The organism is Falsiroseomonas sp. E2-1-a4 (assembly GCF_051433165.1).
In the GTDB taxonomy this organism is placed as follows: Bacteria; Pseudomonadota; Alphaproteobacteria; order Acetobacterales; family Acetobacteraceae; genus Falsiroseomonas.
The window spans coordinates 244,158-270,923 of sequence record NZ_JBHMFS010000001.1 but is presented as its reverse complement, the minus strand read 5'-3'; the positions used below and the strand labels follow the sequence as shown (position 1 = coordinate 270,923).

The 26,766-nt window shown below is 69.9% G+C and carries 26 protein-coding genes; 15 read left to right on the top strand and 11 right to left on the bottom strand.

What is annotated here, in order from left to right; genetic code table 11:
• The first annotated feature begins 124 nt into the window (after positions 1-124).
• On the top strand, positions 125-2,854 hold the full coding sequence (gene mutS / locus ACFHNC_RS01360; RefSeq protein ID WP_437167402.1) for a DNA mismatch repair protein MutS: 2,730 nt from the start codon (positions 125-127) through the stop codon (positions 2,852-2,854).
• 5 nt (positions 2,855-2,859) lie between these two features.
• Entirely contained in the window at positions 2,860-5,658 is a 2,799-nt protein-coding gene (locus ACFHNC_RS01355) for a [protein-PII] uridylyltransferase (protein ID WP_437167401.1), read from the top strand.
• Positions 5,659-5,673: 15 nt separating this feature from the next.
• Here ACFHNC_RS01355 and ACFHNC_RS01350 read toward each other — a convergent pair whose 3' ends face one another.
• From ACFHNC_RS01350 to ACFHNC_RS01335, 4 genes are read right to left on the bottom strand one after another with little or no spacing between them, the layout of a single operon-like run.
• Positions 5,674-6,444 (bottom strand): (Fe-S)-binding protein, encoded by a 771-nt coding sequence (locus tag ACFHNC_RS01350; protein WP_437167400.1) that lies wholly within the window; start codon positions 6,442-6,444, stop codon positions 5,674-5,676.
• A 9-nt stretch (positions 6,445-6,453) separates the two neighbouring features.
• On the bottom strand, positions 6,454-7,158 hold the full coding sequence (gene dnaQ, locus ACFHNC_RS01345) for a DNA polymerase III subunit epsilon (protein ID WP_437167399.1): 705 nt from the start codon (positions 7,156-7,158) through the stop codon (positions 6,454-6,456).
• A gap of 3 nt (positions 7,159-7,161) precedes the next feature.
• Positions 7,162-7,746, bottom strand: a complete 585-nt coding sequence (gene coaE, locus ACFHNC_RS01340; protein ID WP_437167398.1) for a dephospho-CoA kinase — start codon at positions 7,744-7,746, stop codon at positions 7,162-7,164.
• Complete coding sequence (locus ACFHNC_RS01335; protein WP_437167397.1) at positions 7,743-8,582, bottom strand: shikimate dehydrogenase; 840 nt, start codon at positions 8,580-8,582, stop codon at positions 7,743-7,745. The genes coaE and ACFHNC_RS01335 overlap by 4 nt, the downstream gene beginning before the upstream one ends.
• A 106-nt stretch (positions 8,583-8,688) precedes the next feature.
• On the opposite strand from ACFHNC_RS01335, the gene gshB reads away from it, so the two are divergent.
• On the top strand, positions 8,689-9,639 hold the full coding sequence (gshB, locus tag ACFHNC_RS01330) for a glutathione synthase (protein WP_437167396.1): 951 nt from the start codon (positions 8,689-8,691) through the stop codon (positions 9,637-9,639).
• 83 nt (positions 9,640-9,722) lie between these two features.
• Positions 9,723-10,310, top strand: coding sequence for a D-Ala-D-Ala carboxypeptidase family metallohydrolase (locus tag ACFHNC_RS01325; RefSeq protein WP_437167395.1), 588 nt, complete (start codon positions 9,723-9,725; stop codon positions 10,308-10,310).
• 3 nt (positions 10,311-10,313) lie between these two features.
• Here ACFHNC_RS01325 and ACFHNC_RS01320 read toward each other — a convergent pair whose 3' ends face one another.
• From ACFHNC_RS01320 to ACFHNC_RS01310, 3 genes are all read right to left on the bottom strand, one after another.
• Positions 10,314-10,565 carry a GlsB/YeaQ/YmgE family stress response membrane protein gene (locus tag ACFHNC_RS01320; RefSeq protein ID WP_437167394.1) on the bottom strand — a complete coding sequence of 84 codons (252 nt, stop codon included), beginning with the start codon at positions 10,563-10,565 and terminating at the stop codon, positions 10,314-10,316.
• A 67-nt stretch (positions 10,566-10,632) separates the two neighbouring features.
• Positions 10,633-11,268, bottom strand: a complete 636-nt coding sequence (locus tag ACFHNC_RS01315; RefSeq protein ID WP_437167393.1) for a hypothetical protein — start codon at positions 11,266-11,268, stop codon at positions 10,633-10,635.
• 47 nt (positions 11,269-11,315) lie between these two features.
• On the bottom strand, positions 11,316-11,555 hold the full coding sequence (locus tag ACFHNC_RS01310; protein ID WP_437167392.1) for a hypothetical protein: 240 nt from the start codon (positions 11,553-11,555) through the stop codon (positions 11,316-11,318).
• Between the two features lie 269 nt (positions 11,556-11,824).
• On the opposite strand from ACFHNC_RS01310, the gene hrcA reads away from it, so the two are divergent.
• Genes hrcA through ACFHNC_RS01280 form a run of 6 tightly spaced genes read left to right on the top strand, consistent with a single transcriptional unit; the run spans position 11,825 to position 16,336 of the window.
• On the top strand, positions 11,825-12,871 hold the full coding sequence (gene hrcA, locus ACFHNC_RS01305) for a heat-inducible transcriptional repressor HrcA (protein WP_437167391.1): 1,047 nt from the start codon (positions 11,825-11,827) through the stop codon (positions 12,869-12,871).
• 43 nt (positions 12,872-12,914) lie between these two features.
• Positions 12,915-14,348 (top strand): LutB/LldF family L-lactate oxidation iron-sulfur protein, encoded by a 1,434-nt coding sequence (locus ACFHNC_RS01300; RefSeq protein WP_437167390.1) that lies wholly within the window; start codon positions 12,915-12,917, stop codon positions 14,346-14,348.
• Entirely contained in the window at positions 14,345-14,590 is a 246-nt protein-coding gene (locus tag ACFHNC_RS01295) for a hypothetical protein (RefSeq protein ID WP_437167389.1), read from the top strand. Before ACFHNC_RS01300 ends, ACFHNC_RS01295 begins: the two co-directional genes overlap by 4 nt.
• Entirely contained in the window at positions 14,587-15,354 is a 768-nt protein-coding gene (locus ACFHNC_RS01290) for a LutC/YkgG family protein (RefSeq protein WP_437167388.1), read from the top strand. Before ACFHNC_RS01295 ends, ACFHNC_RS01290 begins: the two co-directional genes overlap by 4 nt.
• An 8-nt stretch (positions 15,355-15,362) precedes the next feature.
• Positions 15,363-15,941: a Smr/MutS family protein gene (locus ACFHNC_RS01285; protein ID WP_437167387.1), complete on the top strand. Its 579-nt coding sequence runs from the start codon at positions 15,363-15,365 to the stop codon at positions 15,939-15,941.
• On the top strand, positions 15,938-16,336 hold the full coding sequence (locus ACFHNC_RS01280) for a helix-turn-helix domain-containing protein (protein WP_437167386.1): 399 nt from the start codon (positions 15,938-15,940) through the stop codon (positions 16,334-16,336). The genes ACFHNC_RS01285 and ACFHNC_RS01280 overlap by 4 nt, the downstream gene beginning before the upstream one ends.
• Positions 16,337-16,412: 76 nt before the next feature.
• Here ACFHNC_RS01280 and ACFHNC_RS01275 read toward each other — a convergent pair whose 3' ends face one another.
• Positions 16,413-17,933, bottom strand: coding sequence for a sulfotransferase family 2 domain-containing protein (locus ACFHNC_RS01275; protein WP_437167385.1), 1,521 nt, complete (start codon positions 17,931-17,933; stop codon positions 16,413-16,415).
• The gene (locus tag ACFHNC_RS01270) at positions 17,930-18,979 is read right to left on the bottom strand and encodes an NAD/NADP octopine/nopaline dehydrogenase family protein (RefSeq protein ID WP_437167384.1); all 1,050 of its coding nucleotides are present in this window, start codon (positions 18,977-18,979) and stop codon (positions 17,930-17,932) included. Before ACFHNC_RS01270 ends, ACFHNC_RS01275 begins: the two co-directional genes overlap by 4 nt.
• Positions 18,980-19,247: 268 nt before the next feature.
• On the opposite strand from ACFHNC_RS01270, the gene ACFHNC_RS01265 reads away from it, so the two are divergent.
• The 5 genes from ACFHNC_RS01265 to ACFHNC_RS01245 all read left to right on the top strand — a co-directional run bounded on the left by ACFHNC_RS01265 (position 19,248) and on the right by ACFHNC_RS01245 (position 24,366).
• Complete coding sequence (locus tag ACFHNC_RS01265; protein ID WP_437167383.1) at positions 19,248-20,201, top strand: lysophospholipid acyltransferase family protein; 954 nt, start codon at positions 19,248-19,250, stop codon at positions 20,199-20,201.
• A gap of 192 nt (positions 20,202-20,393) precedes the next feature.
• Complete coding sequence (gene miaB, locus ACFHNC_RS01260) at positions 20,394-21,800, top strand: tRNA (N6-isopentenyl adenosine(37)-C2)-methylthiotransferase MiaB (RefSeq protein ID WP_437167382.1); 1,407 nt, start codon at positions 20,394-20,396, stop codon at positions 21,798-21,800.
• A gap of 89 nt (positions 21,801-21,889) precedes the next feature.
• On the top strand, positions 21,890-22,843 hold the full coding sequence (locus tag ACFHNC_RS01255; RefSeq protein WP_437167687.1) for a PhoH family protein: 954 nt from the start codon (positions 21,890-21,892) through the stop codon (positions 22,841-22,843).
• Positions 22,844-22,954: 111 nt separating this feature from the next.
• Complete coding sequence (gene ybeY, locus ACFHNC_RS01250; RefSeq protein ID WP_437167381.1) at positions 22,955-23,431, top strand: rRNA maturation RNase YbeY; 477 nt, start codon at positions 22,955-22,957, stop codon at positions 23,429-23,431.
• A complete protein-coding gene (locus ACFHNC_RS01245) occupies positions 23,428-24,366 on the top strand; it encodes a hemolysin family protein (RefSeq protein WP_437167380.1) in 939 nt (312 codons plus the stop codon). The genes ybeY and ACFHNC_RS01245 overlap by 4 nt, the downstream gene beginning before the upstream one ends.
• 36 nt (positions 24,367-24,402) lie before the next feature.
• Here ACFHNC_RS01245 and glf read toward each other — a convergent pair whose 3' ends face one another.
• On the bottom strand, positions 24,403-25,572 hold the full coding sequence (glf, locus tag ACFHNC_RS01240) for a UDP-galactopyranose mutase (protein WP_437167379.1): 1,170 nt from the start codon (positions 25,570-25,572) through the stop codon (positions 24,403-24,405).
• The gene (locus ACFHNC_RS01235; protein ID WP_437167378.1) at positions 25,565-26,737 is read right to left on the bottom strand and encodes a glycosyltransferase; all 1,173 of its coding nucleotides are present in this window, start codon (positions 26,735-26,737) and stop codon (positions 25,565-25,567) included. Before ACFHNC_RS01235 ends, glf begins: the two co-directional genes overlap by 8 nt.
• Positions 26,738-26,766 lie beyond the last annotated feature (29 nt).

Sequence of the window (26,766 nt, the reverse complement as noted above, 5' to 3'; positions counted from 1 at the left end):
TGCCCCTTCATCGCAGCCCGGGACGGACCTGGGAAGACGGCCGCTTCGCAACTGCGTCGGGCGACTTTGGCGGGGTAAGCAGCAGGCCCTTCGCATCGGCGATGCGGCAGTCTATCGAGGGGTGGTGAGCGATCCCGCCCTCCTACCGCTAGCTGAAGGCGCGACCCCCGCGCTGGCACAGTGGTTCGTCGCCAAGGCCGCGCATCCGGATGCGCTGGTCTTCTTCCGCATGGGCGATTTCTTCGAGATGTTCTTCGGCGATGCCGAGACGGCCTCCGCCGCGCTCGACATCGCGCTGTCCTTCCGCGGCGAGCATCGCGGCCAGCCGGTGCCGATGTGCGGCGTACCGGTGCATGCCTGGGAAGCCTACCTCGCCCGGCTGATCCGCCAGGGCCACCGGGTGGCCATCTGCGACCAGATGGAAACACCGGAGCAGGCGAAGAAGCGCAAGGCGCCCACCATCCGGCGCGAGGTGGTGCGCGTGGTGACGCCGGCCACCGTCACCGAGGACGGGCTGCTCGACGCCGCGCGCCCCGCCTGGCTGCTGGCGCTCGCCGAGGCGGAGGGGGAATTCGCCGCCGCCTGGGTGGACGTCTCGACCGGTGGCTTCGAGACCATGGCGTTGCCCCGCGGCGATCTCGGCGCGCTGCTTGCGCGGATCGAGCCGGTGGAGGCCTGCGCGCCGCGCGAGTTGGCGGAACTTCCCGACCTGGCCCAGCGCCTGCCCGGCCGCATCGCCGAACGCGCCCCGCCGCGCGACCCCGGCCGCCTGCTGCGGGAAGCCTTTGGCGTCGCCACGCTGGACGGCTTCGGCCGCTTCACCGAAGCCGAACTGGCCGCGGCCGCGCTTGCCTTGTCCTATGTACGGGAAACCCAGGCCGGCGCCCTGCCACGGCTGGACCCGCCGCGCCCGCAGGCCGGTGCGGCCGGCACGCTGGCGCTGGATGCGGCGACACGGCGCAGCCTGGAGATTCTGCGCGATCAGCGCGGCGGCACGGAGGCCACGCTGTTCGCCGCGGTCGATCGCACCCTGACCGCCGCCGGCGCGCGCGAACTGGCCGCACGGCTCGCCGCACCGCTGGCCGAGGAAGCGGCGGTTTCCGCCCGGCATGATGCCGTGTCCTTCCTGCTGGGCGCGGAGGCCACGCGGATGGCGCTGCGTGGCACGCTGAAGGGCACGCCCGACATGGCCCGCGCCCTCGGCCGGCTGGCGCTGGACCGCTTCTTCCCGCGCGACTTGGCCGCACTCGCCGGCGGTTTCGCCCGCGCCGAGGTGGCCGCCGATGCGCTGGCGGCCGCCCCGATCCCGCCGCCCCCGCTGATCGCCGCGGCCCAGGCCGCACTCCGCCTCGATCCCGCCCTCGCCGCCGAATACGCCCGCGCGCTGAACACCGAAAAAATGCCGGCGCGGCTGGAGGATGGCGGGGTGATCGCCACCGGCTATGACGGGGAGCTGGATGCGCTGCGCCGCCTGCGCGATGGGGCGCGGGAAGCGGTGGCCGCCCTGCAGATGGACCTCGCCCAGGCCTGGGGCGTCGCCAGCCTGAAGATCCGCCACCACCAGCAATTCGGCTTCCTGGCGGAACTGCCCGCCGCCGCCGGCCAGAAGCTGGTGCAGTCGCCGCCCGTCGCCGCCGGCCAGCCGCTTTCGCCCATCCTGCGCCAGACCATGGCAAACGCCATGCGCTTCACCTGCACCGCACTGGCGGAGCTGGATCGCAAGGTGGCGGAAGCAGGCGAACGCACCACCAGCCGCGAACGCGCCTGCATCGCCCACCTGAAACGCCTGGCGCTGGGCCACGGCACGGCCATCGCCGCCGCCGCGCGCGCTTTGGCCGAGCTCGATTTGCACGCGGCCAGCGCCCAGCTTGCGACCGAAGGCGGCTGGTGCCGGCCGGAGCTGACGGAGCGCGCCGAATTCTGCATCACCGCCGGCCGCCACCCGGTGGTGGAGGCCGTGCAGAAACGCGCCCGCGGCCCGGCCTTCGTGCCGAATGACTGCGACCTGTCCCCCGGCCGCCGCCTTTGCCTGCTGACCGGCCCGAACATGGCCGGCAAATCCACCTGGCTGCGGCAGAATGCGCTGATGGTGGTGCTCGCCCAGGCCGGGCTGTTCGTGCCCGCCACCGCGGCCCGGATGGGGCTGGTGGACCGGCTGTTTTCCCGCGTCGGCGGCGGCGACGACATCGCCGGCGGGCGGTCCACCTTCATGGTGGAAATGGCCGAGACCGCCGCCATCCTGAACCAGGCCACCGCCCGGTCCCTGGTGGTGCTGGACGAGGTGGGCCGCGGCACCGCCACCTGGGATGGTCTCGCCATCGCCTGGGCGGTGCTGGAGGCGCTGCATGACCGCATCCGCTGCCGCGCCATCTTTGCCAGCCATTTTCATGAGCTGACCGCACTCGCGGGCCGCCTGCCCGAAGTGCAGCTCGCCCGCATGCAGGTGCGGGAATGGCGGGGGGAGGTGGTGTTCCAGCACCTGGTCGGCCCCGGCGCCTCCGAACGGTCCTGGGGCGTCCATGTCGCCCGGCTGGCCGGCGTGCCGCGCCCGGTGCTGAAACGCGCGGCGGAGGTGCTGGCCGCACTGGAAAGCCGCGCCCGCGCCGGCGGCCATGATGCGCTGGCCGAGGAGCTGCCGCTATTTGCCCAGGCACCGCCCGCCCCGGCTGTGCCGGCGAATCCGGTACAGGCCATGCTGGCGGAGCTGGACCTCGACACGCTTTCTCCGCGAGAGGCGCAGGATGCCCTCTACCGATTGAAATCGCTTGCAGATCAGAAAACCGATCCGGATGCGGAAGTTACCGCAGCGCAACACGAGAACACTGTTGCTGCGACAAGTGACACGGTAGTGTGACGGTGATGACCGCCAGCCTCGGCCAACCGCCTTCCCCGGCGGCCGCTCTCGCGCTACCCGCCGAACCGCCCGAGGTCCTGCCGGACCTGATCGCAGGGCTGGTCGAACATGGTCGCCCTGTCGCCCGAGACATCGCGCTCGGCCTGCTGCGACGGCAGCTCGGCCGCGTCCAGGGCCGGGTGCAACGCGCCTTCGAAGCCTCGGACCTGTCCGGGCTCGGCGCCGCGCGCTGGCTGGCGGCGCTGACGGATGGCATCGTAGCCGCCATCCACACCTACACCCTTGCGGTCTGCGCCGACCCGCCCGATGGCACATCGGGCACGCCGGAGGCGCCCTTCGCGCTGATCGCCACCGGCGGCTATGGCCGCGGCGTGCTGGCGCCCTATTCGGATATCGACCTGCTGTTCCTGTCCGAACAGCCGCTCGGCCCGCAGGGGCGGCGTTCCGTCGAATTCCTGCTGTACCTCCTGTGGGATCTCGGGCTGAAGGTCGGCCACGCCACGCGGACGCTGTCCGAATGCATCGAGGATTCGCGCGGCGACGTCACCATCCAGACCGCACTGATCGATGCCCGCTTCCTGGCCGGCGAACGCCCAGTGTTCGAGCGTTTCGAGACCGCCTTCCTCGCCGCCCGCAAGGCCAGCGGCCTGGCGCCCTTCCTGACCGCCAAGCGCGCCGAACGCCAGGCCCGCCACGCCCGCTACGGCGAAAGCCCTTTCCTGGTGGAACCCCATGTGAAGGAAGGCCGCGGCGGGCTGCGCGATTTGCAGACTTTGTACTGGCTGGCCCGCCATGCCTTCGGCGTGCAGCGCATGCCCGAACTGGTCGGCCCGAACAGCCCCGGTGGCGGCCTGCTGACCCCGCAGGAGGCGCGCGCCATCCGCCGCGCCTGGAACTTCCTGTGGACCGTCCGCTTCCACCTGCACTACGTGACCGGCCGGGCCGAGGAACGCCTGACCTTCGACCTGCAACCCGTCGTCGGCGCCCGCATGGGATACACCCGGCATGGTGTGCAGGACGGCGTCGAGCGCTTCATGAAACACCTGTTCCTGACAGCACGGGACGTGGTGCGCCTGACCCGGCTGCTGGAACCAGCGATCGAACGCGCCGCCCTCGGCCCGCCCGCCGTGCTGCCCGCCGGCGATGCCGCCCTCTCCCAGGCCGGGATGGCGCTGGCAGACGGAAAAGTGCTGTTCGCGCCGGATCGCAACGTGGCCGCGGACCCTGCCATCATGCTGCGCTTGGTGCGCGCGGCGCGGGACCGCAACCTGGACATCCACCCCCTCGCCCACCGCGCGCTGATCCGCAACGCGCGCTACGCCGTGCAATTGCGGGATGACCTGCCGGCCAACGCGCTGTTCGTGGATGTGCTGACCGGCCGCGACCCGGCGCGCTACCTGCGCGTGCTGAACGAGGTGGGGTTCCTGTCCCGCTTCATGCCGGATTGGGCGCGCATCGTCGGCCTGATGCAGTTCGACACCTATCACGTGTTCACGGTGGAGGAGCACACGATCGAAGCGATCGGTGTGCTGGCGGCGCTGGAACGCGGCGAACTCGGTGAGATTGCACCTGTCGCCTCGGAACTCATCGGCCAGATCCAGTCCCGCCGCGCGCTGTATGTCGCCGTCCTGCTGCACGATATCGCCAAGGGGCGCGGCGGCGACCATTCGGAATTGGGCGCGCAGATTGCGCTGGAAATCTGCCCCAAGCTCGGCCTTTCGCCGGAGGAGACGGAGACCGTTTCCTGGCTCGTGCTGAACCACCTGCTGATCAGCCAGACCGCCTTCAAGCGCGACATCGACGACCCCAAGACCATTTTGGATATTGCGGAGACGGTCCAATCGCCGGAGCGGCTGCGGCTGCTGTTGGTGCTGACCGTCGCCGACATGCGCGCGGTGGGCCCGAAAGTCTGGAATGGCTGGAAGGCGACGCTGCTGCGCGAATTGTACTGGCGCGTGGCGGAAGTGCTGGCCGGCGGGCTTTCCGTGCCGGAACGCGACACCCGCGTGGCCCGCGCGCGCGCCGCCGCCGCGGCGCTGCTGACGCATCAGACCAAGGCCGAGACGGATCTGTTCCTCGGCCTCGGCTATCCCGGCTACTGGCTTTCCTTCGACCCCGAGACCCATGCCCGCCACGCCGAGATGATCCGCGAGGCCGAGGCCGACAACGCCCCGCTGACCGTCCGCACCCGCGTGATCGAGGCACGATCCGTCACCGAGGTGACGGTCTACTGCTCCGACCACCCCGGCCTGTTCAGCCGCATCGCCGGCGCGCTGGCCGTCGCCGGCGCCAGCATCGTCGATGCGCGCATCCACACCATGACCAACGGCATGGCGCTCGATACCTTCTGGGTGCAGGACGCCGCCGGCGGTGCCTTCGACGCGCCGCACCGCCTGGCCCGCCTGGCCGTGCTGATCGAACAATCGCTGTCCGGCCGCCTGCGGCTGGAGGAAGAAATCGCCAAGGTCCGCCGCGAACCGGCGCGGCTGCGGGCCGTGACGATTCCGCCGCGGGTGGTGTTGGACAACCATGCCTCCAACACCCACACGGTGATCGAGGTGAATGGCCGCGACCGGCCGGGGCTGCTGCATGCGGTGACGACGGCGATCAGCGAACAGGGGCTGCAGATCGCCAGCGCGCATATCACCACCTATGGCGTGCGGGCGGTGGACGTCTTCTATGTGAAGGACGTGTTCGGGCTGAAGGTGGAGAACGAACGCAAGCTGGCGACGCTGCGGAGCGCGCTGCTGGTGGCGCTGGGACTGCCGGATATGCCGGGTGACGGGTCCGTGCGGATCGTGTGATCCGGGACGGCAGCGCTACCCCTTCACCATCCCGATCGGCGCCACCTCCTCAGTCACCCCCGCCAGCACCTCTGCCACATGCCGCACCTGGACGGGCGAACCCTCCCGTCCCAGCTTGCCGGCCATGTTCAGCAAGCAGCCGAGGTCGCCGGCCAGCAGCGTGTCCGCGCCGGTCGCCGTCACGTCCTTGGTCTTGTCGCCTACCATCCGGGTCGAGATGTCCGGGTACTTCACGCAGAAGGTGCCGCCGAAGCCGCAGCATAGTTCGCTGTCGCCCATCTCCCGAAGGGACAGGCCGGACACCGTGCCGAGCAGCTTGCGCGGCTGCGCCTTCACGCCGAGCTCGCGCAGGCCGGCGCAGCTGTCGTGATAGGTGGCGATGCCGTCGAACTTCGCCTCCACCTGGGTCATGCCGCGCACATCGACCAGGAAGGAAATCAGCTCATGCGTCTTCGCGGCCAGCGCCTCCGCCTTGCCGCGGTAATGCGGGTCGTCGGCGAAAAGACCCGGGAAATGGTGGCTGATCATCCCGGCGCAGGAACCCGAGGGCGCCACGACATAGTCGAAGCGCAGGAAGTCATCGACCACGGCGCGGGCGAGTTCGGTCGCAGTGGCGCGGTCGCCGGAGTTGTAGGCGGGCTGGCCGCAGCAGGTCTGGCTTTCCGGTACCACCACCTCGCACCCCGCCGCCTCCAGCAGCTTCAGCGCGGCGAAGCCGACCGAGGGGCGGTACAGATCCACCAGGCAGGTGACGAACAGCGCGACGCGGGGGCGGGTTGGGGTCATCCGCGCAGCTTATGACAGTGGCGGCGCCTCGGCGAGGCTGATCCACAGCGGGTCCTTCAGCTTTGTCGCGACGAAGGCCGCGTGCGCCGCCAGCTCGTCCTCGCGCGGGATGATCGGGCGCGGCGTGCGCGCCACCGGCGCCACCAGGATGCTGCCCGCGGCCAGCGGCCGGGCGGGGCGGGCGGCGAGCTCCAGGCCCGGCTGCTTGCCGCCCATTAGCTCCAGGTAGACCTCGGCCAGCAGCTTCACGTCGAGCAGCGCGTTGTGCGCGGTCCGCATGGTGTTATCCACGCCCAGGCGGCGGCACAGCGAATCCAGGCTGTTCGGCAGGCCGGGGTAGCGGCGCTTCGCCACCGCCAGGCTGTCCACCATGCGGGCGCGGTCCAGCTTCGGCTGGCCGGCGCGCACCAGCTCCGCGTCCAGGAAGCCGAAATCGAAGGGCGCGTTGTGGGCGATGATCTCGCTGTCGCCGAGGAAATCCAGCATCCGGCCTGCGATGTCGCGGAACAGCGGCTTGCCGCGCAGCATCTCCACCGTCATGCCGTGCACGCGGGTGGCTTCCTCGGGGATGTCGCGCTCCGGGTCCACCAGCTCGTGGAAGGTCGCGCCGGTCGGCATGAAGTTGAAGATCTCGATCGCCGCCACCTCGATCACCCGGTCGCCGGAGGCGGGGTCGAGGCCAGTGGTCTCGGTATCCAGCACGATCTGGCGCATGGGCTAGCGCATCCTTCGAACCAGCGCGCGGATCTGGCGCTGGGCATTGTGACGGGACTGGCCGGTCTGCACCACCGCATCGGCCATCCGGCGTTTCCGGGCATCCGGCATCTGGCGCGCGAGGATGGCGGCCAGGCGATCCGGCGTCATGCCCGCCCGCCGCAGGACCCGGGCGCGCTGGACGGCGGCGGGGGCGGAGACGACCAGCACGAAATCCACCCGGCCCTGGCCGCCGGTTTCCAGCAGCAGGGGAATGTCGAGCACCGCCAGCGCCTCCCCCCGCCGGCGGCAGGTGGCGAGGAAGCGTGCCTCCGCGCGACGCACCAGCGGGTGCATGATGCCCTCCAGCCGGCGCAGCGCCGGGGGGTCGCCGAGCACGCGGGCGCGCAGCGCCTCCCGGTTCACGCGGCCATCCGCGGTGGTGCCGGGGAAGGCGGTCTCCACCGGGGCGACGGCGGCGCCGCCAGGGCCTTGCAGCGCATGCACGGCGGCATCGGCATCGAAGACCGGGACGCGGAGGCGGCGAAACGTGTTGGCGGCGGTCGATTTGCCCATCCCGATACTGCCGGTCAGGCCGATGATCTTCACGCCAGCAGATCCGCCGCAACGAAGGCGCGCAGCTTCGCATCCACGGTCGGCGCCACGCCGAACCACTGGTGAAAACCGGGCCGCGCCTGGTGCAGCAGCATGCCCAGCCCATCCACCGCCCGCAGGCCACGCGCCCGTGCCTGGGCCAGCAGCGCGGTCTCCAGCGGCACATAGACCATATCCGCCACCACGGCCGTGCCCGGCAGCGGCGCCAGATCGATCGCCAGCGGCGGCTCTCCGACCATGCCGAGGGAGGTGCCGTTGACCAGCAGGGAAGCGCCTTCGAGCCGGGGTGCGTCCGCCACCTCCACCGGGCCACCGAGATCGCGCGCCAGCGCCTCCGCCCTCGCCACGGTGCGGTTGGCCAGAACCAGGCGCGGGCAGCCCGCATCGAGCAGCGCGGCCGCGACGGACCGGACCGCGCCGCCGGCACCCAGAATCACCGCCGGCCCATCCGCCGCCTGCCAGCCCGGCGCCTGTTCATGGATGGATTCCAGGAAGCCGTAGCCATCCGTGCTGGTGCCCTCGATCCGCCCGTCGTCCCTGAAGAACAGCGTGTTCACCGACCCGGCCCGCTGCCCCACCGCATCCACCGCGTCGCACAGCGCATAGGCCGCTTCCTTGTGCGGGATGGTGACGTTGGCGCCCGCAAAACCCATCCGGGCCAGGGCACGCACGGATTCGAGAAAGTGTTCGGGCCGCACCGGCAGGGGCAGGTAGGCGCCATCGATGCCGTGCTGCGCCAGCCAATAGCCATGCAGCCGCGGCGAGCGGGAATGCGCCACCGGCCAGCCCAGCACCCCGGCCTTGCGGGCCTTTCCGGAGAGGATGTTCATTCCCGTGAAGTGCCCCGCCGCCGCCGCGCCGGTCAATGCCCGCGACCTCCCTCTTTCAACCGGGCGCCGGCAATGCGACAGGAGGGGCCGAAACGGAGAACCCCCCATGGCGCGCAGCCTCAAGGTCGCGGTCCAGATGGACCCCATCGCCTCCATCAACATCGAGGGTGACAGCACCTTCGCGATGATGCTGGAAGCCCAGTCCCGCGGCCACGCGCTGTGGCACTACCATGTGCGGGATCTGGCGCTGCTCGGCGGCCAGGTGCTGGCGCAGGCCCAGAAGGTCGAGGTGCGGCGGGAGAAGGGCAACCACTTCACCCTGGGCGCTGCGGAGGAGCTGGATCTCGGCCAGGTGGATGTGGTGCTGATGCGCCAGGACCCGCCCTTCGACATGGCCTACATCACCGCCACCCACATCCTGGAACACATCCACCCGAAGACCCTGGTGGTGAACGACCCGGCCAGCGTGCGCAACGCGCCGGAGAAGCTGTTCGTCACCCATTTTCCGGAACTGATGCCCGAGACGCTGGTGACCGCCGATGTCGGGCAAATTCGGAAATTCCGCCAAAAGCACGGCGACATCATCATCAAGCCGCTGTTCGGCAATGGCGGCGCCGGCGTCTTCCACCTGCGCCCCGAAGACCCGAATATGAATGCGCTGGTGGAAATGTTCACCGAGCGGTCGCGGGAGCCGCTGGTGATCCAGAAATACGTCCCCGCCGTGCGGGAGGGCGACAAGCGTATCATCCTGGTGGACGGCGTCGCCATGGGCGCCATCAACCGCGTGCCCGCGGCCGGTGAGGCGCGGTCCAACATGCATGTGGGCGGCAAGGCCACCCCGACCGTGATGACGGACCGCGAAAAAGAAATCTGCGCGGCGATCGGGCCGGAATTGCAGGCGCGCGGCATGATCTTCGTCGGCATCGACGTGATCGGCGGCTATCTGACCGAGATCAACGTCACCTCCCCCACCGGCCTGCAGGAAATCGCCCGCTTCGACGGCGTGCATCTGGAGCGTGCGCTGTGGGACGCGATCGAAGCCAAGGTCTCGCCGTGAAACACAAGGCACCGCACCGCAACGCGGACTGAAATCGCCGCGCGACCCGTCCCGCCCATGCTGCGGGGCGGGAGGACAGGGCGATGTCGGACTACAACACGAAGTTCGCTTCCCGCATCGGCGCGGTGGGGCTGAAACATTTCAACGCCTCGGAACTGCTGTCGCGGACCGCGGGCAAGAACAAATTCGGCACGAAGAACAGCAAGCCGCCCGAGAAGCTGTGGGACAACATCATCCCCACCATCATCGTGCTGGATGCGCTGCGGGAACATCTCGGCAAGACGATCAACCTGGTCAGCATCTATCGCAGCGAGGCCTACAACCAAGCCTCATCGGACAGCAGCACGGGCTATACCGGCCGCGCCAAGACCAGCCAGCACATGGCCTTCACCGCCATCGACTTCAAAGTCGCCGGCATGGCCTGCACGGAGGTCGAGAAGATCCTGAAGGAGTGGAGCAATTCCGGGAAGATGTTCCATTCCCCGGTGATGTTCGAACGGAAGGCGGAGAAGGTCGCCGCCGGCAACATCCCCTTCGGAGAGTTGCCGCGGCTGTGGAAGCTGGGCCCCTTCGGCGTGTGGTTCGCCTTCAAGGGCTACATCCACGCCTATCCGTCCGAGAACTTCACCCACATCGACACCCGCGGCATGACCAGCAAGATGTCGGAGTGAAGCTCAGCCGCGGCGCCCGGCCACTGCCCGGAACACCGCCAGCACCAGCACCGCGCCGACCACCGCGCCGATGAAGCCCGCACCCTCCCCGGCCCGGTACCAGCCGATCGCCTGGCCCAGCCAGGTCGCCACCACGGCGCCCAGGATGCCGAGCAGGATGGTGATGATGAAGCCGCCCGGGTCCCGCCCCGGCATCAGGAATTTTGCCAAGGCGCCGGCCAGGAAGCCGATGATGATCGTCCAGATGAAACCCATGTCGTCGTAGCTCCGCGTGATATCGATGAAAGCGCCGCAGGGCGCGCGGGTTCCCCGAACGAAAATCCTACCGGCGGCACACCAGGCGCGGACGTGCGCCGGCGCCCGGTGGGATCACCAGCCGCGCCCGCAACCCCGGCGCGCATAGCCCGGCCACCACCCTTGGCGCCAGCGCCGCACCCTGCGCCACCCGCACCCGCGTGTGATAGGCGAGGCCCCGGCCCGGCTCGGCCGAATGATACTGCGCCACCGCCTCCGCCCAACTCGCCGTGCGGCCGCGCAGCTCCCGCAGGAAGCGCACGGCATAGGCAACGTTGCTGGGCGGGTGGAAGGCCTGGGTAAGGTCCGGAAAGGCCTCCGGGTGATAGACCAGGTTCACCTGCATGCAGCCGACATCGATGGAACGCCGGCCATCCTCGCGCAGCGCCTGCACCGTCTCCACCGCCTCGGTCGCGGTTTCCGGGAAGATGCTCTCGCCGCCGGCATTCAGCGCGAAGGGCCAGGGGGCGGCGCCGCCACCGGGGCGGGCGCGGCTGCTTTCGACCCGGGCGATGGCCAACAGCAACCCATCCGGGATGCCGCTCCGGGACTCCGCGGCCGTGATGGCGCGGGTGCAGGCGGTCCAGGGATCATCCACGGCGACCTGGGCCGACAGGCCCGACGACCAGGTGAGCAGCGCGAGGAGGAGGGCAAGGCGCAGCATGGCCGCCACCTGCCCGCCTTGCCCGCGGGGCGTCAACCGTGCCGGGTTCAAAGCCAGGCGATCGGCACCTCCATCCAAGTCCGGGAACCAGTCAGGAAGCCGGTCAGGAAAAACGCCGGCTCGACCGGCCCGACCAGCAGCAACAGGCCCAGCCCGACCGCCGCGACGGAGGCCAGCAGCAGCGCCACCATCCGCCCGGCCCCCCGCACCGGCGCCACAAGCAGGGAGGACAGCACCCCCGCCCCGCCCGCCAGCAGCAGCGATGCCGCCGCGAACACCGCTGTCATTCGCACCCAAGCCCGCCCCATGTCGCGACCCCCGTGTTGCCGCAGGCTAGCCCGGCCGTTGTAACCGCCATGTGGCGCAATCATGTCGAAAGCTTGCCACCGGGGCAGCGCCGCCCGACATAGGGCGATGATGCCCGACGGGCACGCCCCGGCGCGGTTGACCCGGCCACATCCCGCCCCCTAGCGTCATCCCTTTGCAACTTCACGGTTTGGGACATGCCCCTATGGGTCCAATCGCCAGGCCGCCGCGACCCACCGGGTCGCCCGCGATGAGCCCCTTGCCACCCGGGCTGGACGACCGCAGCGCGGCGATCTTCCGGGAGCTGGTGGAAACCTACGTCCAGACCGGGGAGCCGGTGGGGTCCCGCACCCTGTCGCGCCGGCTGCCGCACGCCCTGTCCCCGGCCACCATCCGCAATGTCATGGCGGATCTGGAGGATGCCGGGCTGCTGTTTGCCCCGCACACCTCCGCCGGGCGGCTGCCGACGGAACGCGGGTTGCGGCTGTTCGTGGACGGTTTGCTGCAATTCGGCGCCCTGCCGGAGGAGGAGCGGGACGCCATCGCCGCCCGCTGCGCCGCCGGCGGCCGGTCCTTGCAGGAAACGCTGGGCGAGGCGAGCCAGATGCTCTCGGGCCTCGCCGGCGCCGCGGGGCTGGTGGTGGCGCCCAAGCGGGAAGCGCCGGTGCGGCATATCGAATTCGTGGCACTCGGCACCGGGCGGGCGTTGGTGGTGCTGGTGACGGCCGATGGCCAGGTGGAGAACCGCGTCATCGAGGTGCCGCTCGGCCTGCCGCCTTCCGCCCTGCAACAGGCCAGCAACTACCTGAACGCCCGCCTTTCGGGCCGCACGCTGGAGGAAACCCGCGGCACGGTGGCGGAGGAGATCGCCGCCAACCGCACGGCGCTGGACGCCCTGACGCAGCAGGTGATCGAGGCCGGGCTCGGCACCTGGGCCGGCGGCGCCGGCGGGTCGCTGATCCTGCGCGGCCAGGCCAAGCTGTTGCAGAATCTCGGCCTGGACCACGCCCAGCGGGTGCAAGAAATCCAGGCGCTGTTCGAGCGGCTGGAAGCGCAGGAGACGATGCTGCGGCTGCTCGACCTGGCCCAGCGCGGGGAGGGGGTGCAGATTTTTATTGGTGCCGAGAGCGGGTTGTTCGACAGCGCCGGCCTGTCCATGGTCGTCTCGCCCTTCCGCAACGGGGCGGAGCAGATCGTGGGCGCCATCGGCGTGATCGGGCCGACGCGCATCAACTACGGGCGGATCATCCCGGTGGTGGATTACACGGCGCGGGTGATCGGGCGGCTGCTGGGCTAGCAGGCGCGATCTAAGCTATATCTGCGGCGAGCAGGAGAGCACCTTGGTCCACATCACCTCCCCCGCCTTCAAGGCGAATGCCGCCCGCGCCCTGGCCGATGCCGGGCTGCAGAAGGCGCTCGATCGCAGCAAGAGCACCTCCCACGGCAAGCGCGCCGCCGCGGTGGCCGCCCTGCCGGAGTTCGAGCAGCTGCGCGACATCGGCCGCGACATCAAGAACCACACCCTGGCGAACCTGGATTTCTACCTGGAGGCCTATGCCGCCCAGGTGGAGCGCGCCGGCGGCACCGTCCATTGGTGCTCGACCGCCGATGAAGCCCGCGCGGCGGTCCTGAAGATCTGCCGCGACAAGGGCGCGCGCACGGTCACCAAGGGCAAGTCGATGATCTCCGAGGAGCTCGGCATCAACGAGCATCTGGAGGCCCATGGCATCGAGCCGGTGGAAACCGACCTCGGCGAGTACATTTTGCAGATTCGCAAGGAACCGCCGAGCCACATCATCGGCCCGGCTTTCCATCTCAATCGCGAAGACTGGGAAAAGACCTTCCGGGAGATCCATACGGAACTTCCGAAGGACCGCGTGTTCCACGAACGTAGCGACATCATGGCCGAAGCCCGCACCAAGCTGCGGTCGCGCTTCCTGGCCGCCGATGTCGGCATCACCGGCGCCAACTTCCTGATCGCCGAGACCGGCAGCAACGTCATCGTCACCAACGAAGGCAATGGCGACCTGACGCAGACGCTGCCCAAGACGCACATCGTGCTGGCCAGCATCGAAAAGGTCGTGCCGACGCTGGAGGATGCGACCAGCCTGCTGCGCCTGCTGGCGCGGTCCGCCACCGGCCAGGATTTTTCCGTCTACACCACCTTCTCCACCGGCATCCGGCGCGAAGCCGACCTGGATGGGCCGGAGGACTACCATGTGGTCCTGATCGACAATGGCCGGTCCAACATGATCGGCACCGATTTCCAGGAAATGCTGCGCTGCATCCGCTGCGCCGCCTGCATGAACCACTGCCCGGTCTATGGCGTGGCCGGCGGGCATGCCTATGGCTGGGTCTATCCCGGCCCGATGGGCAGCGTGCTGACCCCGACGCTGATCGGCATCGACAAGGCCGGCAACCTGCCGAACGCCAGTACCTTCTGCGGCAAATGCGAAAGCGTCTGCCCGGTGAAGATCCCGCTGCCAAAACTGATGCGGCATTGGCGCGAACGCGAATTCGAGCGGCATCTGTCGCCGCAATCCGTCCGCTCCGGCCTCGCCTTCTGGGCCTGGTTCGCCAAGCGGCCCGGCATGTACCGGATGGCGACCAGGCTCGGCATCGGCGCGCTGTCGCTGCTCGGCCGCGGCAAAGGCGCCTTCAAGTCGCTGCCGCTGGCCGGCGGCTGGACCGCGGGGCGGGATCTGCCGGCGCCGGAACCGGGCGGGACCTTCATGGCCCGCTACAAGGCCCAGCAGCGGGCGGCGCGCCGATGAGCCGCGACCCGATGCTGCCGGCGGGCGACGAGGCGGAGCGCATCCATGGCTACCGCTTCCCCGACCAGCGCGCGCCCACTCGCACCGCCCCCCGCCCCACCGGGACACTTGAAGAAATCTATGCCCGCATCGACGCGGACACCCCCGCGGCGCGGCTGAACGAGGATCTGGACCGGATCGAGTTCGCGCTGGGCAAGCTGGAACAGGCGGTGCGCGACGCGATGGAGGCCGAACGGCCATGAGCAAGGACGCCATCCTCGGCGCCATCCGCCGCGGCCTGAAGCGCGGCCCGCTGCCGGCCGACCAGCAGGCGATGCTCGCGGGCCGCATCGCCACGCATCCGCGCCATCTGATCCCGGCCCGGTCCCGCCTGCCGCGGCCCGAGCAGATCGCGCTGTTCATCCGCAATGTGGAGAAGGAATTCGGCACGGTCGAACGCGTGCCCGACCACGCCGCCATCCCCGCCGCCGTCGCCGATTACCTGGCCGCGCAGAACCTGCCCGCCCGTCTGGTGATGGCGCCGCACCCGGAGCTGACGGGCATCGACTGGTCCACCCGCCCGATGCTGGAGCGGGAGGCGCGTCGTGCCGAGGCCTCCGATGCCGTGTCCCTGCAACATGCCTGGGCCGGCATCGCGGAAACCGGCACGCTGGTGCTGCCCTCCGCCGCCGAGCGGCCGACCACGCTGAACCTGCTGCCGGATACGGAAATCGCCGTGCTGCGCGCGTCCGACGTGGTCGGCGCCTATGAGGAAGCCTGGGACCGGCTGCGGGAAGGCACGCCGGATGCGCTGACCGGCGGGTTCATGCCGCGCAACATCATGCTGGTCACCGGCCCCTCGCGCTCCGCCGATATCGAGCAGACGCTGGAGCTCGGCGCGCATGGCCCGCGCCGGCTGCATATCCTGCTGGTGGAGGATGAGCCCGCGCCGCGCATGGAAAGCCCCGCCGAGGCACGGGCGGACGCCACCACCCAACCGGGCGCCCCCGCCGCGCCAGGCGATTGAACCGGGCCATGCGCGAAAAGCGGCTGAACCAGGCCGATCTCGCGCTGTGGCGCGCCTTCACCGCCGAGATCCGGCCGCTATTCGGCCATCAGCGCCCGCCGGCGCCCCCCGCCCCAGCGGCGGCACCCGCACCTGAGCCCCCGGCGCAGCTTGCCATAGCCCCTCCGCCCAAACCCGCGCGCCCGCTGCCGCCGCCCGAGATCCGCGTCGGCGAGGTGCCGGGCGGCCTCGACCGCAAGCGCTGGGCCGCGTTGCGCCGCGGCGACATGCGGGCCGAACGCACGCTGGACCTGCATGGGCGGCGCGTGGCGGAGGCGCATCTGGTGTTTCGCGCCTTCCTGCACCGCGCGGCGGCGGAGGGCATCCGCACCGTCACCATCGTCACCGGCAAGGGGCCGCAGCCGGAAGGCGGCATCCTGCAGCGCGAATTGCCGCATTGGCTGAACGACCCGGAACTGCGCCCCCTGGTGCTCGGCGCCGCGCATCCGCACCCGACCAATTCGGGCGCGGTGAATCTGCTGCTGCGCCGCCGGCGCACAAACAACCTGCCGCCCCCCAAGGCGCCGCCCAACGGCAGGCGCCGGTGACGCCCTTCGGCGCCCGGCTGCGGATGCTGCGGCGCCAGAGGCGGGTGACGCTGAAGGACATGGCGACCCACCTGCAGGTCTCATCCGCCTATCTGTCCGCGCTGGAACACGGCCATCGCGGCCGCCCCTCCGCCGGGCTGGTGCACCAGGTGAATGAGTTCTTCGGCCTGATCTGGGACGAGGCGGAGGCGCTGTCCCAGCTCGCGAAGCTCTCCCACCCCCGCGTCACGCTGGACACGGCGGGACTGACGCCGGAGGCGACCGCGCTGGCCAACCGGCTGGCGGAGGGCATCCACCGCCTCAGCCCGCAGACGGTAGCGGCGATGCACGGGCTGCTGGACCGGGAAGTGCCGGCCGGCGAAAAGCCGCGGCTGCGACGGGCGGCGGGGCGGTAGCTGTCACGCAGACGCATTCTTGGAATCGGCGAAGCGGCCCGACGGTTCGGAACGGGCTCGGACCGATAGCGCAAGGTCAGCTGGTCCGGCGCAGCACGTAAAGCCCCTCGGGGGCTGGGCAGGCAACAAAGCCGGGCGGCGTGAAATCGTTCGCACCGCGCAGGATGGCCAGCCGGGCGCCAACAGCCAGCCTTTCCCTGAAAGCGGCGAGAATAGCCATCAGGCGGTCCAGCCCCGCCTGTCCATCCATCACCAAGACACCCACGAGCTGGCGATTGATCTGGGCAAAGTCGGTGACAGGCATATCCACGATGCGAAGTGCATCGGCCGCACCACCCAGACCGACCGCCATCAGAAACCGCCGCCGAGGGCCGGAGGGAACCCAGAGGCCCGCCAACTCCACGGCGGCGCAGGGTCGCGGCTTCGTGCGAGACAGCGCGCCGGCCGCGAGGGCGATGGCCAGGCCCGGCACCGGGCAACGTGCCAGCACGGCGATGCCTGGCGTGTCGGCACGCGCCAGCTCGAACACCGCTTCCGCTACGCCTGGCGGCAGGTTCTCCGCGAAATCCGGCAGCATCGGTGCGGCCTCGGCCAGGGTCGGTGCAGCGCGTAGCCGGACCTCCGCATCACCCGCCCGGCCCACCAATCGCTCCGCCGCCAAGTGGCGCGCCTGGCTTCGTTCCAGCACGCCGCTGAGTGAGACGATGAGGCGTTCGCGCGCTGCCAGCATGCGGGCGAGGTCCGGTGCCGCGTCACCAGGTCTCGGTGCCCAGTCATTCGGGTCGTAGCCAAAGGCCTCGAAATCCGCCGCATAGGCCCGCGAGACCATGTGCGCGAGCCGCGCATCATAAGCCTGCCGCCAATTTCCGGACTCGCTGACATTGAGACGATGGGGCTGGAATGCAGCAGCCGAGCCGCCTCGTTCGGCCACCGCGGCCGCGACGTCAGCAAAATCGGACGCCATCGATTCCACATGGCCGATCAGGCCGTAGGGGATGGCGCCCGGGAAAACGATGTCGACCTGCCGCGCCCAGTGGGGGTCCCTGTCCTCGGGCGGCTCGGCACAGACAATCTCGAGAAACCGGGCGAAGGAGACGCCGGTCGGCGCGGCCTCGCTTGGTTCGTCGCCCGGTCCTTCGCCCGATCCTTCGCCCGATCCTTCGCGCATCCGCCGGATCACCGGCTGGAATTGCGGTTCCCAGCCCAGGCGGATCTTGTCGGCCCAGGCGGAGTAGAGTCGCGCGAAAGGGTTGCGTACGAAGGTGAAGCGGAAGACCCCCGGGTCGTCGAGCAGGGAAGCGGCCTCGGTATCCGGCAAGCTGGGCAGCGATGGCAGGCCGACGGCACCCGCCATGTGGATCCGCATGTCCCGTGGCATGTCCGGACTGTAGGGCCATGCCTCGGCGCTGCCAGGCGGTGCCAGGGCAGACAAGGCGGTCTTCACGGTGGTGCAGGCCGCCTTTGCCACCGTCACCGCCACGATGCGGTATCGTACCGAGACGAAGCTGCAGTAGCCGAGCCGCCGGCGAACCACGGCCGGATCGGTCCCGAATGCCTTGGCTGACCGGCCGAAGATTTGCGGCCCCACCAGGCTCATCGCGCGTGGCCATCCCGCAGCAGCGCCGAAAGCCGGCCGAAATCCAGCCCCTCCAGCAAATCATCCGCGGCCAGGCTGCTGCCCCACATCGCCTCCAGCACCGCCACCGTCGCCTGGGTCAGCGGCATGGCGACACCGCGCGGCGCGGCCAGGCGCAGCCATAGCGACAGGCCATAGGTGACGCTGACGGCCAGATGCGCCGCATCCAGCCCGCGCAGGCCAGGGCTGGGCCGCGCCGCCGCCAGGGCGCGGGCCATCACCGGCAGCGGCGCTTCCGGCACGCCGCCCAGCCGGTGCAGCCCGGCGGCCAGGCTCGGCACCGCATGGCCATAGGCCTTGGCGAGGTCCAGCCGCTCCGCATCCAGCCGTTCCGCCAGGCGGCAGATGGCGGGCGTCATGCGGGCGTGCTGGTCCCAATCCTCCCCGGCCTCGATCCGCGTGACATTGCCCAGCGCCAGCGCGGCCTGCAGCACCGGCTCATGCACCGCCAGCGCCGCGCCCAGCGCATCGGCCAGCGGCACGAAGCGGATGCCGAACAGGTCCATGCACAGGCCGGCCAGAGGCCCGGCGGCGGCGGCGGGGACCGCGGCCAGCTCCACCACCTCCGGCAGCGCATGGATGCGCAGTTCATCGCCGGCCAGCCGTTCCGCCACCACCGGCGGGGTCGCCATGGCGCCGATCGGGGCGCGGCGGCCATGCCGGGCCAACAGGCGGTCCAGCAGCAGCGGGGCCAGGGAATGGCTCGGCGCCAGCAGCACGGGCACGCCTTCGGCCAGCATCGGCGCGATGCGGCGCAGCACCGGCCCCAGGGCATGCGGCGGCACGCTGACCAGCACGGCATCCGCCCCGGCCAGGGCGCGCGCCACATCCACCGCCACATCGACCCGCGCGGTGCCGGAGAGCACACCCTGCACGGAAAGGCTGCTGCCGATGCCATGCGTGCCGCCGCCGCGCGGCGACCACAGCGCCGCCTCATGCCCACGGCTGACGGCGAGCGCCGCCGCCCCCGGCCCCACCGCACCGGCCCCCAGGACTGCCAGGCGCATGCGGCTCAGTCTTTCAAGGGCGGCGCGGCGGCGCGCAGGCCAGGCAAGGCGGGGTCGGATAGGGCGAATGCGATCATCGGTGCCACCTTACAGGTGCTTGGCCGGTTTCGCACCCCGCCGCGCAACGGCCTGCCGCACAAAGCCCGGCCGGGGGGGCGTGCCTGCTGCATCGCAGCAGCAACAATTCTTTTGGATTTCTGCCGGTGTTCATGGGACCGTCGCCAGTCCTTCATTGCCCTGCCTTCAATCGCGGTATTAATGCTTCTTCATGCAGGCAACAGCCCGACTGACCGCGCCGGATGTGCTGCGCCCCCGCAAGCGGCGCCTCGCCATCCAATTCTCCGCCTCGGACCCCGAGGGGATGTGGGGCGATGTGCTGGGCGAACGCCCGCTCGGCGGGCGCTTCCGCGCCGTGCGAAGGCTGGTCTTCCTGGTGCTCTGGACCCTCATCGCCATCCCGATCCAGGCGCTGCTGCTGGTGCTGCCGGGCGGCGGCGCCGCCGCCTTCGCGCGGGTCTATCACCGCACGCTCTGCGGGTTGATGGGCCTGCGGATCCAGGTGGTGGGGGAGGCTTCCACGGAGAAGCCGGTGCTGTTCGTTTCCAATCATTCCTCCTGGCTCGATATCCTGGTGCTGGGCGCGACGCTGGAGGCGAGCTTCGTCGGCAAATCGGATATCGAGCGCTGGCCGCTGATCAACGTCGTCGCCAAGCTCGGCCGTACCGTTTTCGTCAGCCGCCGCCGCACCGGCACGAAGGGGGAGGCGGATGCGATCCGCGCCCGCCTCGCCGCTGCCGACAATTTGATCCTGTTCCCCGAGGGCACGACCAGCGATGGCGGCCGCGTGCTGCCCTTCCGCAGCGCCTTCCTGTCGGTGGCCGACAGCGCGCGGGTGGTGCAGCCGGTTTCCGTGGTGTTCGATCGCCTCGGTGGCCTGCCTGCCTGCCGGCGCGACCGGCCGCTTTTCGCCTGGTATGGCGACACCGACATCTTCACCCATTTCTGGCGGCTGGCGCGGCGCCCCGGCGGGCGCGCCACCATCATCCTGCACGCGCCGCTGGACCCCGCCGCCTGGCCGGATCGCAAGGTGCTGGCGGCGGCCTGCGCCCAGGTGGTGGCGGATAGCTGTTCCACCCTGCGGCAGAACCGCCCGGCCCTGCCGCTGAGCGCCACGCCGCCCCAGCCCAAGGCGGGCAAGCAGCCGGAATTGCTGCCCGCGTGAGGCCCCAGGCCCGCGCTTCCCGCTTGACCCGGCGCGCGCCGATCCCGCAGCCTGTCGGCGTGGAGAGACAAAGGCGGCAGACCTTCCTGGCCGCGGGCCGGATGCGCCTCGCTTGACCCGGGCGCGCGGCCTGCGCAAATCCCCGGCTTCCCCTCGCTTCCTTCCAGGCGGGGCGACGGAGCTTGGCCCCGAATGACTGTGTCCCCATCCCCCCGCAAGCGGTTGTTCATCCGTAGCTGGGGCTGCCAAATGAATGTCTATGACAGCGGCCGCATGGCCGATGTCCTGGCCCCGCTCGGCTACACGGCCACTGAAACGCCGGAAGACGCGGACATGGTGGTGCTGAACACCTGCCATATCCGGGAGAAGGCCAGCGAGAAGCTGTTCTCCGAACTCGGCCGGCTGCGGGTGCTGAAGCAGGCGAAGGAACAGTCCGGCCACCGCATGATCCTGGCCATTGCCGGCTGCGTCGCCCAGGCCGAAGGGGCGGAGATCACCGCCCGCGCGCCCTATGTGGATCTCGTCCTCGGCCCGCAGAGCTATCACCGGCTGCCGGAAATGGTGGCCCGCATCAGCCGCGCCGCCGGCGCCGTCATCGAGACCGATTTCCCCACCGAGCAGAAATTCGACTTCCTGCCGGATTCCACCACGCCCCAGGGCGTCACCGCCTTCCTGACCATCCAGGAAGGCTGCGACAAATTCTGTTCCTTCTGCGTCGTCCCCTACACCCGCGGCAGCGAATACTCCCGAGCCGCCAGCGCGGTGCTTGCCGAGGCGAAGCGGCTGGTGGCGCAGGGAGCTCGGGAGATCACGCTGCTCGGGCAGAATGTGAATGCCTGGCATGGGGAGGGCCTGTCCGGCGGCGCCTGGACGCTGGACCGCCTGCTGCTGGAACTGGCGGAGATCCCGAACCTGGCCCGGCTGCGCTACACCACCAGCCATCCGCGGGACATGGATGACGCGCTGATCGCAGCCCACGGCACCATCCCGCAACTCATGCCCTTCCTGCACCTGCCGGTGCAGTCGGGCTCGGACCGGATGCTGGCGGCGATGAATCGCGGTCACAAGGCGGATGTGTATCGCCGCATTGCCGACAAGCTGCGCGAGGCGCGGCCCGATCTCGCCCTGTCGTCGGACTTCATCGCCGGCCATCCCGGCGAGTCCGAGGCGGACCACCAGGCGACGCTGAAACTGATCGAGGATGTCGGCTTCGCGCTGGCCTATTCCTTCAAATATTCCGCCCGCCCTGGCACGCCGGCCGCGACCGCCCAGATGCAGGTTGCGGAAGCCGAGAAGGACCGCCGGCTGCAGGAAATTCAGGCCCTGCTGCGGGAACAGCAGGATGCCTTCAATCGTTCCTGCATCGGCCGCCGCTGCGAAGTGCTGGTCACCGGCGCCGGGCGGCATGAAGGTCAGTTCGCCGGCCGGTCGCCCTGGCTTCAGCCGGTGCACGGGCTTGGTTCGCCCGATCTCACGGGCCAGGTGGTTCCGGCGGTGGTCACCGCCGCGATGCCGAATTCGCTTTCCGTCCGCCTCGAGGGGAATGAGGCGCTCGGTCCTCCGCCACAAACGCCCCGTCAGGAGAAGGCCGCCGCTTGAACACACCCCCCGCCGCGATCAGCCTCCGCCCGCCGCCACGTCCCGCCGCCACTGCGCCGCGGGACAGCAACACGCAGCGTGTCGTCACCATGCAATTCGACGACAACGCCCTGCTGCCGCTGCTGTATGGCGAGCACGACCGTAACCTGGCCCGGATGGAAGTCCGGCTGGGCATCCGCCTCGGCAGCCGGGGCAACCGGCTGACCATCACCGGTGCGCCGGAGCGGACCGATGTGGCGGAAGCGGCGCTGATGGCGCTGTGGCGACGATTGCAGAAGGGGGAACCGGTGGGCAGCGCGGAGGTCGAGGCGGCAATGCGGATGGCGGAGGGGGCGCAGGACAGCGACCCTCGCCTGCCGCTGCAGGACCTGCCGGCGATCCGCACCCGCAAGGGCGCCATCGCGCCGCGCACCCCGGCCCAGGCCGCCTATATCGACGCGCTGGCGCGCAGCGAGATGGTGTTCGGCGTCGGCCCGGCCGGCACCGGCAAGACCTACCTCGCCGTGGCACAGGGCGTGGCGCTGCTGCAGGCCGGGCGCGTCGATCGCATCGTGCTGTCCCGCCCCGCGGTGGAGGCGGGCGAAAAACTCGGCTACCTGCCGGGCGACCTGAAGGAGAAGGTCGATCCCTATCTCCGCCCGCTGTATGACGCGCTGCACGACATGATGCCGGCCGAACAGCTCACCCGCCGCATGACGGCCGGCGAGATCGAGGTGGCGCCGCTCGCCTTCATGCGCGGCCGGACCCTGGCGCATTGCTACGCCATCCTGGACGAAGCGCAGAACACCACAGCCGCGCAGATGAAGATGTTCCTCACGCGCATGGGTGAGGGCAGCCGCATGGTCATCACCGGCGACCCGACCCAGGTGGACCTGCCGCCCGGCCAGCGTTCGGGCCTGGCGGAGGCGCTGTCGATCCTTTCGGGCGTGGAAGGCATCGCAGTTGCGAGATTTGCCGAGGAAGATGTGGTAAGGCATCCCTTGGTTGCGCGCATCGTCGCCGCATATGGTCGGATGGACCAGGCGGCGCGTGGGCGCGGATGAGTTGTTCGGTGCCGGTCCCCCGCTGATGGCGGGCCAGGCACCGGGGGCATTTGGAGAGCGATGGAACCGTTAAGTAGACATCCCGGCACGGGCGCGGAAGCCCGGGCCGGGATGCAGAGCGGGGAGGCGGGCATTACCGTCGTCCTCGCCACCCAGGGCTGGCGCGCCACCGTGCCCCAGCCGGAGGCGCTTGCGCGCCGCGCCGTGGCCGCGGCCCTGCGGGAGGCCGGCGCCGAAGGCGCCGTCACCGTGCTGCTGACCGACGATGCGGAGGTCAAGCGGCTCAACACCGGACACCGTGACAAGGCCAAGCCGACCAATGTGCTGTCCTTCCCAGGCGGCCTGCCAGGCCATCTGGGCGACATCGCCCTGGCGCTGGGCGTGGTCCGGCGCGAGGCGCGGGAGGCCGGGCGCAGGCCCGCCGACCATCTGGCGCATCTGGTCGCCCATGGCGCCCTGCATCTGGCCGGCCATGACCATCTGGAGGCCGGCGAAGCACGACGCATGGAACAGGCGGAAGCGCGCGTCATGCGCCGCCTCGGCCGCCCCAACCCCTGGAAGGAGGGCCGGGGACGGCCAGCGACATGAACGGCAACGGAGACCACTCCCCCCAGCCCTCGCCGGTCGAACGCCGCAACAGCCTGCTCTGGCGCATCCAGGGCCTGCTCCGCCGCCGCACCGCGGATACGGTGCGCGACCAGGTCGAGGAATTGCTGGAAGGCCGGCAGGAGGAAGGCGTTCCGCACGACCCGGAACATCTCGCCAGCGGGCTCGACTCCAATGAACGCGCGCTGCTCGGCAATGTGCTGCGGCTGCGCGACAAGGCGGCCTATGACGTGATGGTGCCACGCGCCGATATCGTGGCGATGCCGGAGGACCTGACGCTGGACCAGGCCATCAGCATGATCCAGCGCGAGGGCCATAGCCGTTTCCCAGTCTACCGGGAGAACCTCGATGACATCGTCGGCATGGTCCACATCAAGGACGTGTTTGCCTCGGTGGGGCGGGACCCGGCCAGCTTCTCGCTGAAGGCCATCCTGCGCCGGCCCTTGTTCGTGGTGCCGACCATCCCGGTGATGGACATGCTGCTGCAGATGCGCGCCGCGCGCATCCACATGGCCCTGGTCGTGGATGAATATGGCGGCATCGACGGGCTGGTGACGATCGAGGATCTGGTCGAGACCATCGTCGGCGACATTTCCGACGAGCATGACGAGGTCGCGCCGGTCACCATCCTGGACCGCCCGGATGGCACGGTGGAGCTGGATGCGCGCACCACGGTCGAGGATTTCGAGCAGAAATTCGGCGCGGTGCTGACGGATGAGGAGCGCAGCGCGGATATCGATACGGTGGGCGGGCTGATCTTCACCCTCGCCGGCCGTGTGCCGGCGCGGGGGGAGCTGATCTCCCACCCCTCCGGCCTCGAATTCCGGGTGCTGGATGCCGATCCGCGCCGCATCCGGCGGTTACGCGTACGCCGCCCCGGCGCGGCCGGGGAGCCTTCGAGGCAAGCGGCGGAATAGTAAAAGCCCTCTCCCCCCGTTGGGGGGAGCGGGCTTTCAGTCGCCGGCGGCGACGCGACCGGCAGCGACTTCGTCATTCACCGCCATCGGCGGCACCACCTTCTGGATGCGCTCGAAGGTGGCCAGCGCCTGCCCGACGACCTGGTCCATGTTGTAGTAGCGGTAGGTCGCGAGCCGCCCGACGAACCAGGTATCCCGCTCGGCATCCGCCAGCGCCTCGTACTTCTTGTACAACGCCTGATTTTCCGGCCGGGGGATCGGGTAGTAGGGGTCGCCCTCCGCAGCCGGGAATTCGTAGGTCACGCTGGTCTTCGGATGCACCTGCCCGGTCAGGTATTTGTATTCGGACACGCGGGTATAGGGCGTGGCCTCCGCCGGGTGGTTCACCGTGCCGGTCGGTAGCGCCTTTTCATGGTCCAGCGTTTCATGCCGGAAGCGCAGGCTGCGATAAGGCAGGCGGCCGTGCCGATGGCCGAAATACTCATCTACCGGGCCCGTCCAAATCACCCTGCGAAAGCTGAAGCGACGGCGCGCCTCGGCGAATTCCATCCCGGTGCGGACCGTGATGTTCGGGTGGTCCAGCATGCGGCTGAACATGGCGGTGTAGCCATCCCGCGGCATCGCCTGGAAGCGATCCGTGAAATAGCGGTCGTCGCGATTGGTCCGCGTCGGAACCCGGGCCGTCACGGACTTGTCCAACTCGCTCGGGTCCAGCGCCCATTGCTTGCGCGTGTAGCCGCGGAAGAACAGCTCGTACAATTCGCGGCCAACCTTGCCGACCACCACATCCTCGGAAGACCTGACCTGGTCCACCTGCTCGGCGCGTTCCGCGAACCAGGATTCCAGCTGATCCTCGGTGAGGTCCAGGCCGTACAGCCGGTTGATGGTGTCGAGGTTGATCGGCATCGGCACCTGCACCGTCTCCCCAGTCGTGGGGCTCACCACCTCGGCCAGCACGCGGTGCTCATAGGGGCGCCAGGCGGTGAAGCGCGACAGATGGGCGAACACCGCCTCGCTGTTGGTGTGGAAGATGTGCGGGCCGTAGCGGTGGATCATCACCCCCGCATCGTCCAGGTGGTCATAAGCATTGCCACCGATATGGTCGCGCTTGTCGATCACCAGCACGCGGTCGCCACGGGACGCCGCCAGGCGCTCCGCCAGCACGGAACCGGCGAAGCCGGCACCCACGACGAGCCAATCAAACATGGGCCACCCCCTTTGCCATCGCTGCGACCGGTGCCGCTTCTGGAACCCGCAGCAACGCGGCCATCCGCGCCCAGGTCATGTCCCACGAATTTTTCGCCAATTGCTGGTCGACCCGTGCCAGGAATGGCTCACGCGGCCGCGCCAGCAGCGCATCCGCCTGCTCCGCCAGTTCCGCGGCCGATTCCACGATCTCGACCAGCCCGGCCTCGCCATAGTCCCGCACCACATCCACCACCGGGGTGGACAGCACCGGCAGGCCGGAGGCGAGGAATTCAGGCGTCTTGGTCGGGCTGATGAAGCGCGTGCTCTCATTCAGCGCGAAGGGCATGAAGCCGAGGTCCCAATGCGCCAGGTAGTCCGGCAGCTCGTCATAGCGGCGGCCGCCAAGCCAATGCAGGTTCGGCCCCTGCGGCAGGCTGGCCGGGTCGATCTTCACCACCGGGCCGAGCATGATGAGGTGCATGTCCGGCCGCAGCGCGGCGAAGGCGGCGACGAGCGCCAGGTCCATCCGCTCATCGATCACGCCGAAGAAGCCGATCCTGGGGTGCGGGATGCCGGCCAATGCGGCCGGCTCCGGCAGCTCGCCCCGGGCGCGGCCGAAATGCGCGGTGTCGATGGAGGAGGGGAAGCAGTGCACGCGATCGTGCCGGTCGCGCTTCGCCTCGAACAGGCTGCGACCGCCGGTGAACACCTCGTCGGCCAGGTCCAGCAGCCGGCGCTCCATCGCCAGCATGGCCGGCGGCGCGCCGCGGAAGGCGGAGAGTTCGTCCATGCAATCGTAGATCGTCACATCCGGCCGCAGATGATCGGCGAAGGTGAGCGCCATCGGCGTGTAGAACCAGGCGATCAAGGGGCGCCCAGCGCGTTCCGCCAGCATCGCGTCCAGCAGCACCCGCAGGGCTGCCGCGCTGGCCGCGGCATCGAGACCATGCGGCAGCACCGGCACCGCGCGCAGCACACCTCCCTGCTGCATGGACAGGTCGAGCCGCGGCTGCGGAATCGCCTCCTGCAACGGCTCCTCGAAAAAGATCACCTCATGGTCCTGCGCCGCGCGCGTCATCAGGTGCTGCGGGCGCTGGAAGACGAAATCCCATCGCAGATGGGAAAGGCACAGCAGAACGGGTTTCACCCTGCCGCCGAGTCGTGTCGGTGGAGCAGCCTGCATGGTTCTGGTCTCCTGGTGTCCAGCATCCC

What these genes read in the sequence shown, in the direction of transcription:
- ACFHNC_RS01355 (WP_437167401.1), top strand. Translation starts at nt 2,860, where the DNA reads ATGACCGCCAGCCTCGGCCAACCGCCTTCCCCGGCGGCCGCTCTCGCG.
- ACFHNC_RS01350 (WP_437167400.1), bottom strand. Translation starts at nt 6,444, where the DNA reads ATGACCCCAACCCGCCCCCGCGTCGCGCTGTTCGTCACCTGCCTGGTG.
- dnaQ (WP_437167399.1), bottom strand. Translation starts at nt 7,158, where the DNA reads ATGCGCCAGATCGTGCTGGATACCGAGACCACTGGCCTCGACCCCGCC.
- ACFHNC_RS01335 (WP_437167397.1), bottom strand. Translation starts at nt 8,582, where the DNA reads ATGAACATCCTCTCCGGAAAGGCCCGCAAGGCCGGGGTGCTGGGCTGG.
- gshB (WP_437167396.1), top strand. Translation starts at nt 8,689, where the DNA reads ATGGCGCGCAGCCTCAAGGTCGCGGTCCAGATGGACCCCATCGCCTCC.
- ACFHNC_RS01325 (WP_437167395.1), top strand. Translation starts at nt 9,723, where the DNA reads ATGTCGGACTACAACACGAAGTTCGCTTCCCGCATCGGCGCGGTGGGG.
- ACFHNC_RS01320 (WP_437167394.1), bottom strand. Translation starts at nt 10,565, where the DNA reads ATGGGTTTCATCTGGACGATCATCATCGGCTTCCTGGCCGGCGCCTTG.
- ACFHNC_RS01315 (WP_437167393.1), bottom strand. Translation starts at nt 11,268, where the DNA reads ATGCTGCGCCTTGCCCTCCTCCTCGCGCTGCTCACCTGGTCGTCGGGC.
- ACFHNC_RS01310 (WP_437167392.1), bottom strand. Translation starts at nt 11,555, where the DNA reads ATGACAGCGGTGTTCGCGGCGGCATCGCTGCTGCTGGCGGGCGGGGCG.
- hrcA (WP_437167391.1), top strand. Translation starts at nt 11,825, where the DNA reads ATGAGCCCCTTGCCACCCGGGCTGGACGACCGCAGCGCGGCGATCTTC.
- ACFHNC_RS01295 (WP_437167389.1), top strand. Translation starts at nt 14,345, where the DNA reads ATGAGCCGCGACCCGATGCTGCCGGCGGGCGACGAGGCGGAGCGCATC.
- ACFHNC_RS01290 (WP_437167388.1), top strand. Translation starts at nt 14,587, where the DNA reads ATGAGCAAGGACGCCATCCTCGGCGCCATCCGCCGCGGCCTGAAGCGC.
- ACFHNC_RS01285 (WP_437167387.1), top strand. Translation starts at nt 15,363, where the DNA reads ATGCGCGAAAAGCGGCTGAACCAGGCCGATCTCGCGCTGTGGCGCGCC.
- ACFHNC_RS01275 (WP_437167385.1), bottom strand. Translation starts at nt 17,933, where the DNA reads ATGAGCCTGGTGGGGCCGCAAATCTTCGGCCGGTCAGCCAAGGCATTC.
- ACFHNC_RS01270 (WP_437167384.1), bottom strand. Translation starts at nt 18,979, where the DNA reads ATGCGCCTGGCAGTCCTGGGGGCCGGTGCGGTGGGGCCGGGGGCGGCG.
- ACFHNC_RS01265 (WP_437167383.1), top strand. Translation starts at nt 19,248, where the DNA reads ATGCAGGCAACAGCCCGACTGACCGCGCCGGATGTGCTGCGCCCCCGC.
- miaB (WP_437167382.1), top strand. Translation starts at nt 20,394, where the DNA reads ATGACTGTGTCCCCATCCCCCCGCAAGCGGTTGTTCATCCGTAGCTGG.
- ACFHNC_RS01255 (WP_437167687.1), top strand. Translation starts at nt 21,890, where the DNA reads ATGCAATTCGACGACAACGCCCTGCTGCCGCTGCTGTATGGCGAGCAC.
- ybeY (WP_437167381.1), top strand. Translation starts at nt 22,955, where the DNA reads ATGCAGAGCGGGGAGGCGGGCATTACCGTCGTCCTCGCCACCCAGGGC.
- ACFHNC_RS01245 (WP_437167380.1), top strand. Translation starts at nt 23,428, where the DNA reads ATGAACGGCAACGGAGACCACTCCCCCCAGCCCTCGCCGGTCGAACGC.
- glf (WP_437167379.1), bottom strand. Translation starts at nt 25,572, where the DNA reads ATGTTTGATTGGCTCGTCGTGGGTGCCGGCTTCGCCGGTTCCGTGCTG.
- ACFHNC_RS01235 (WP_437167378.1), bottom strand. Translation starts at nt 26,737, where the DNA reads ATGCAGGCTGCTCCACCGACACGACTCGGCGGCAGGGTGAAACCCGTT.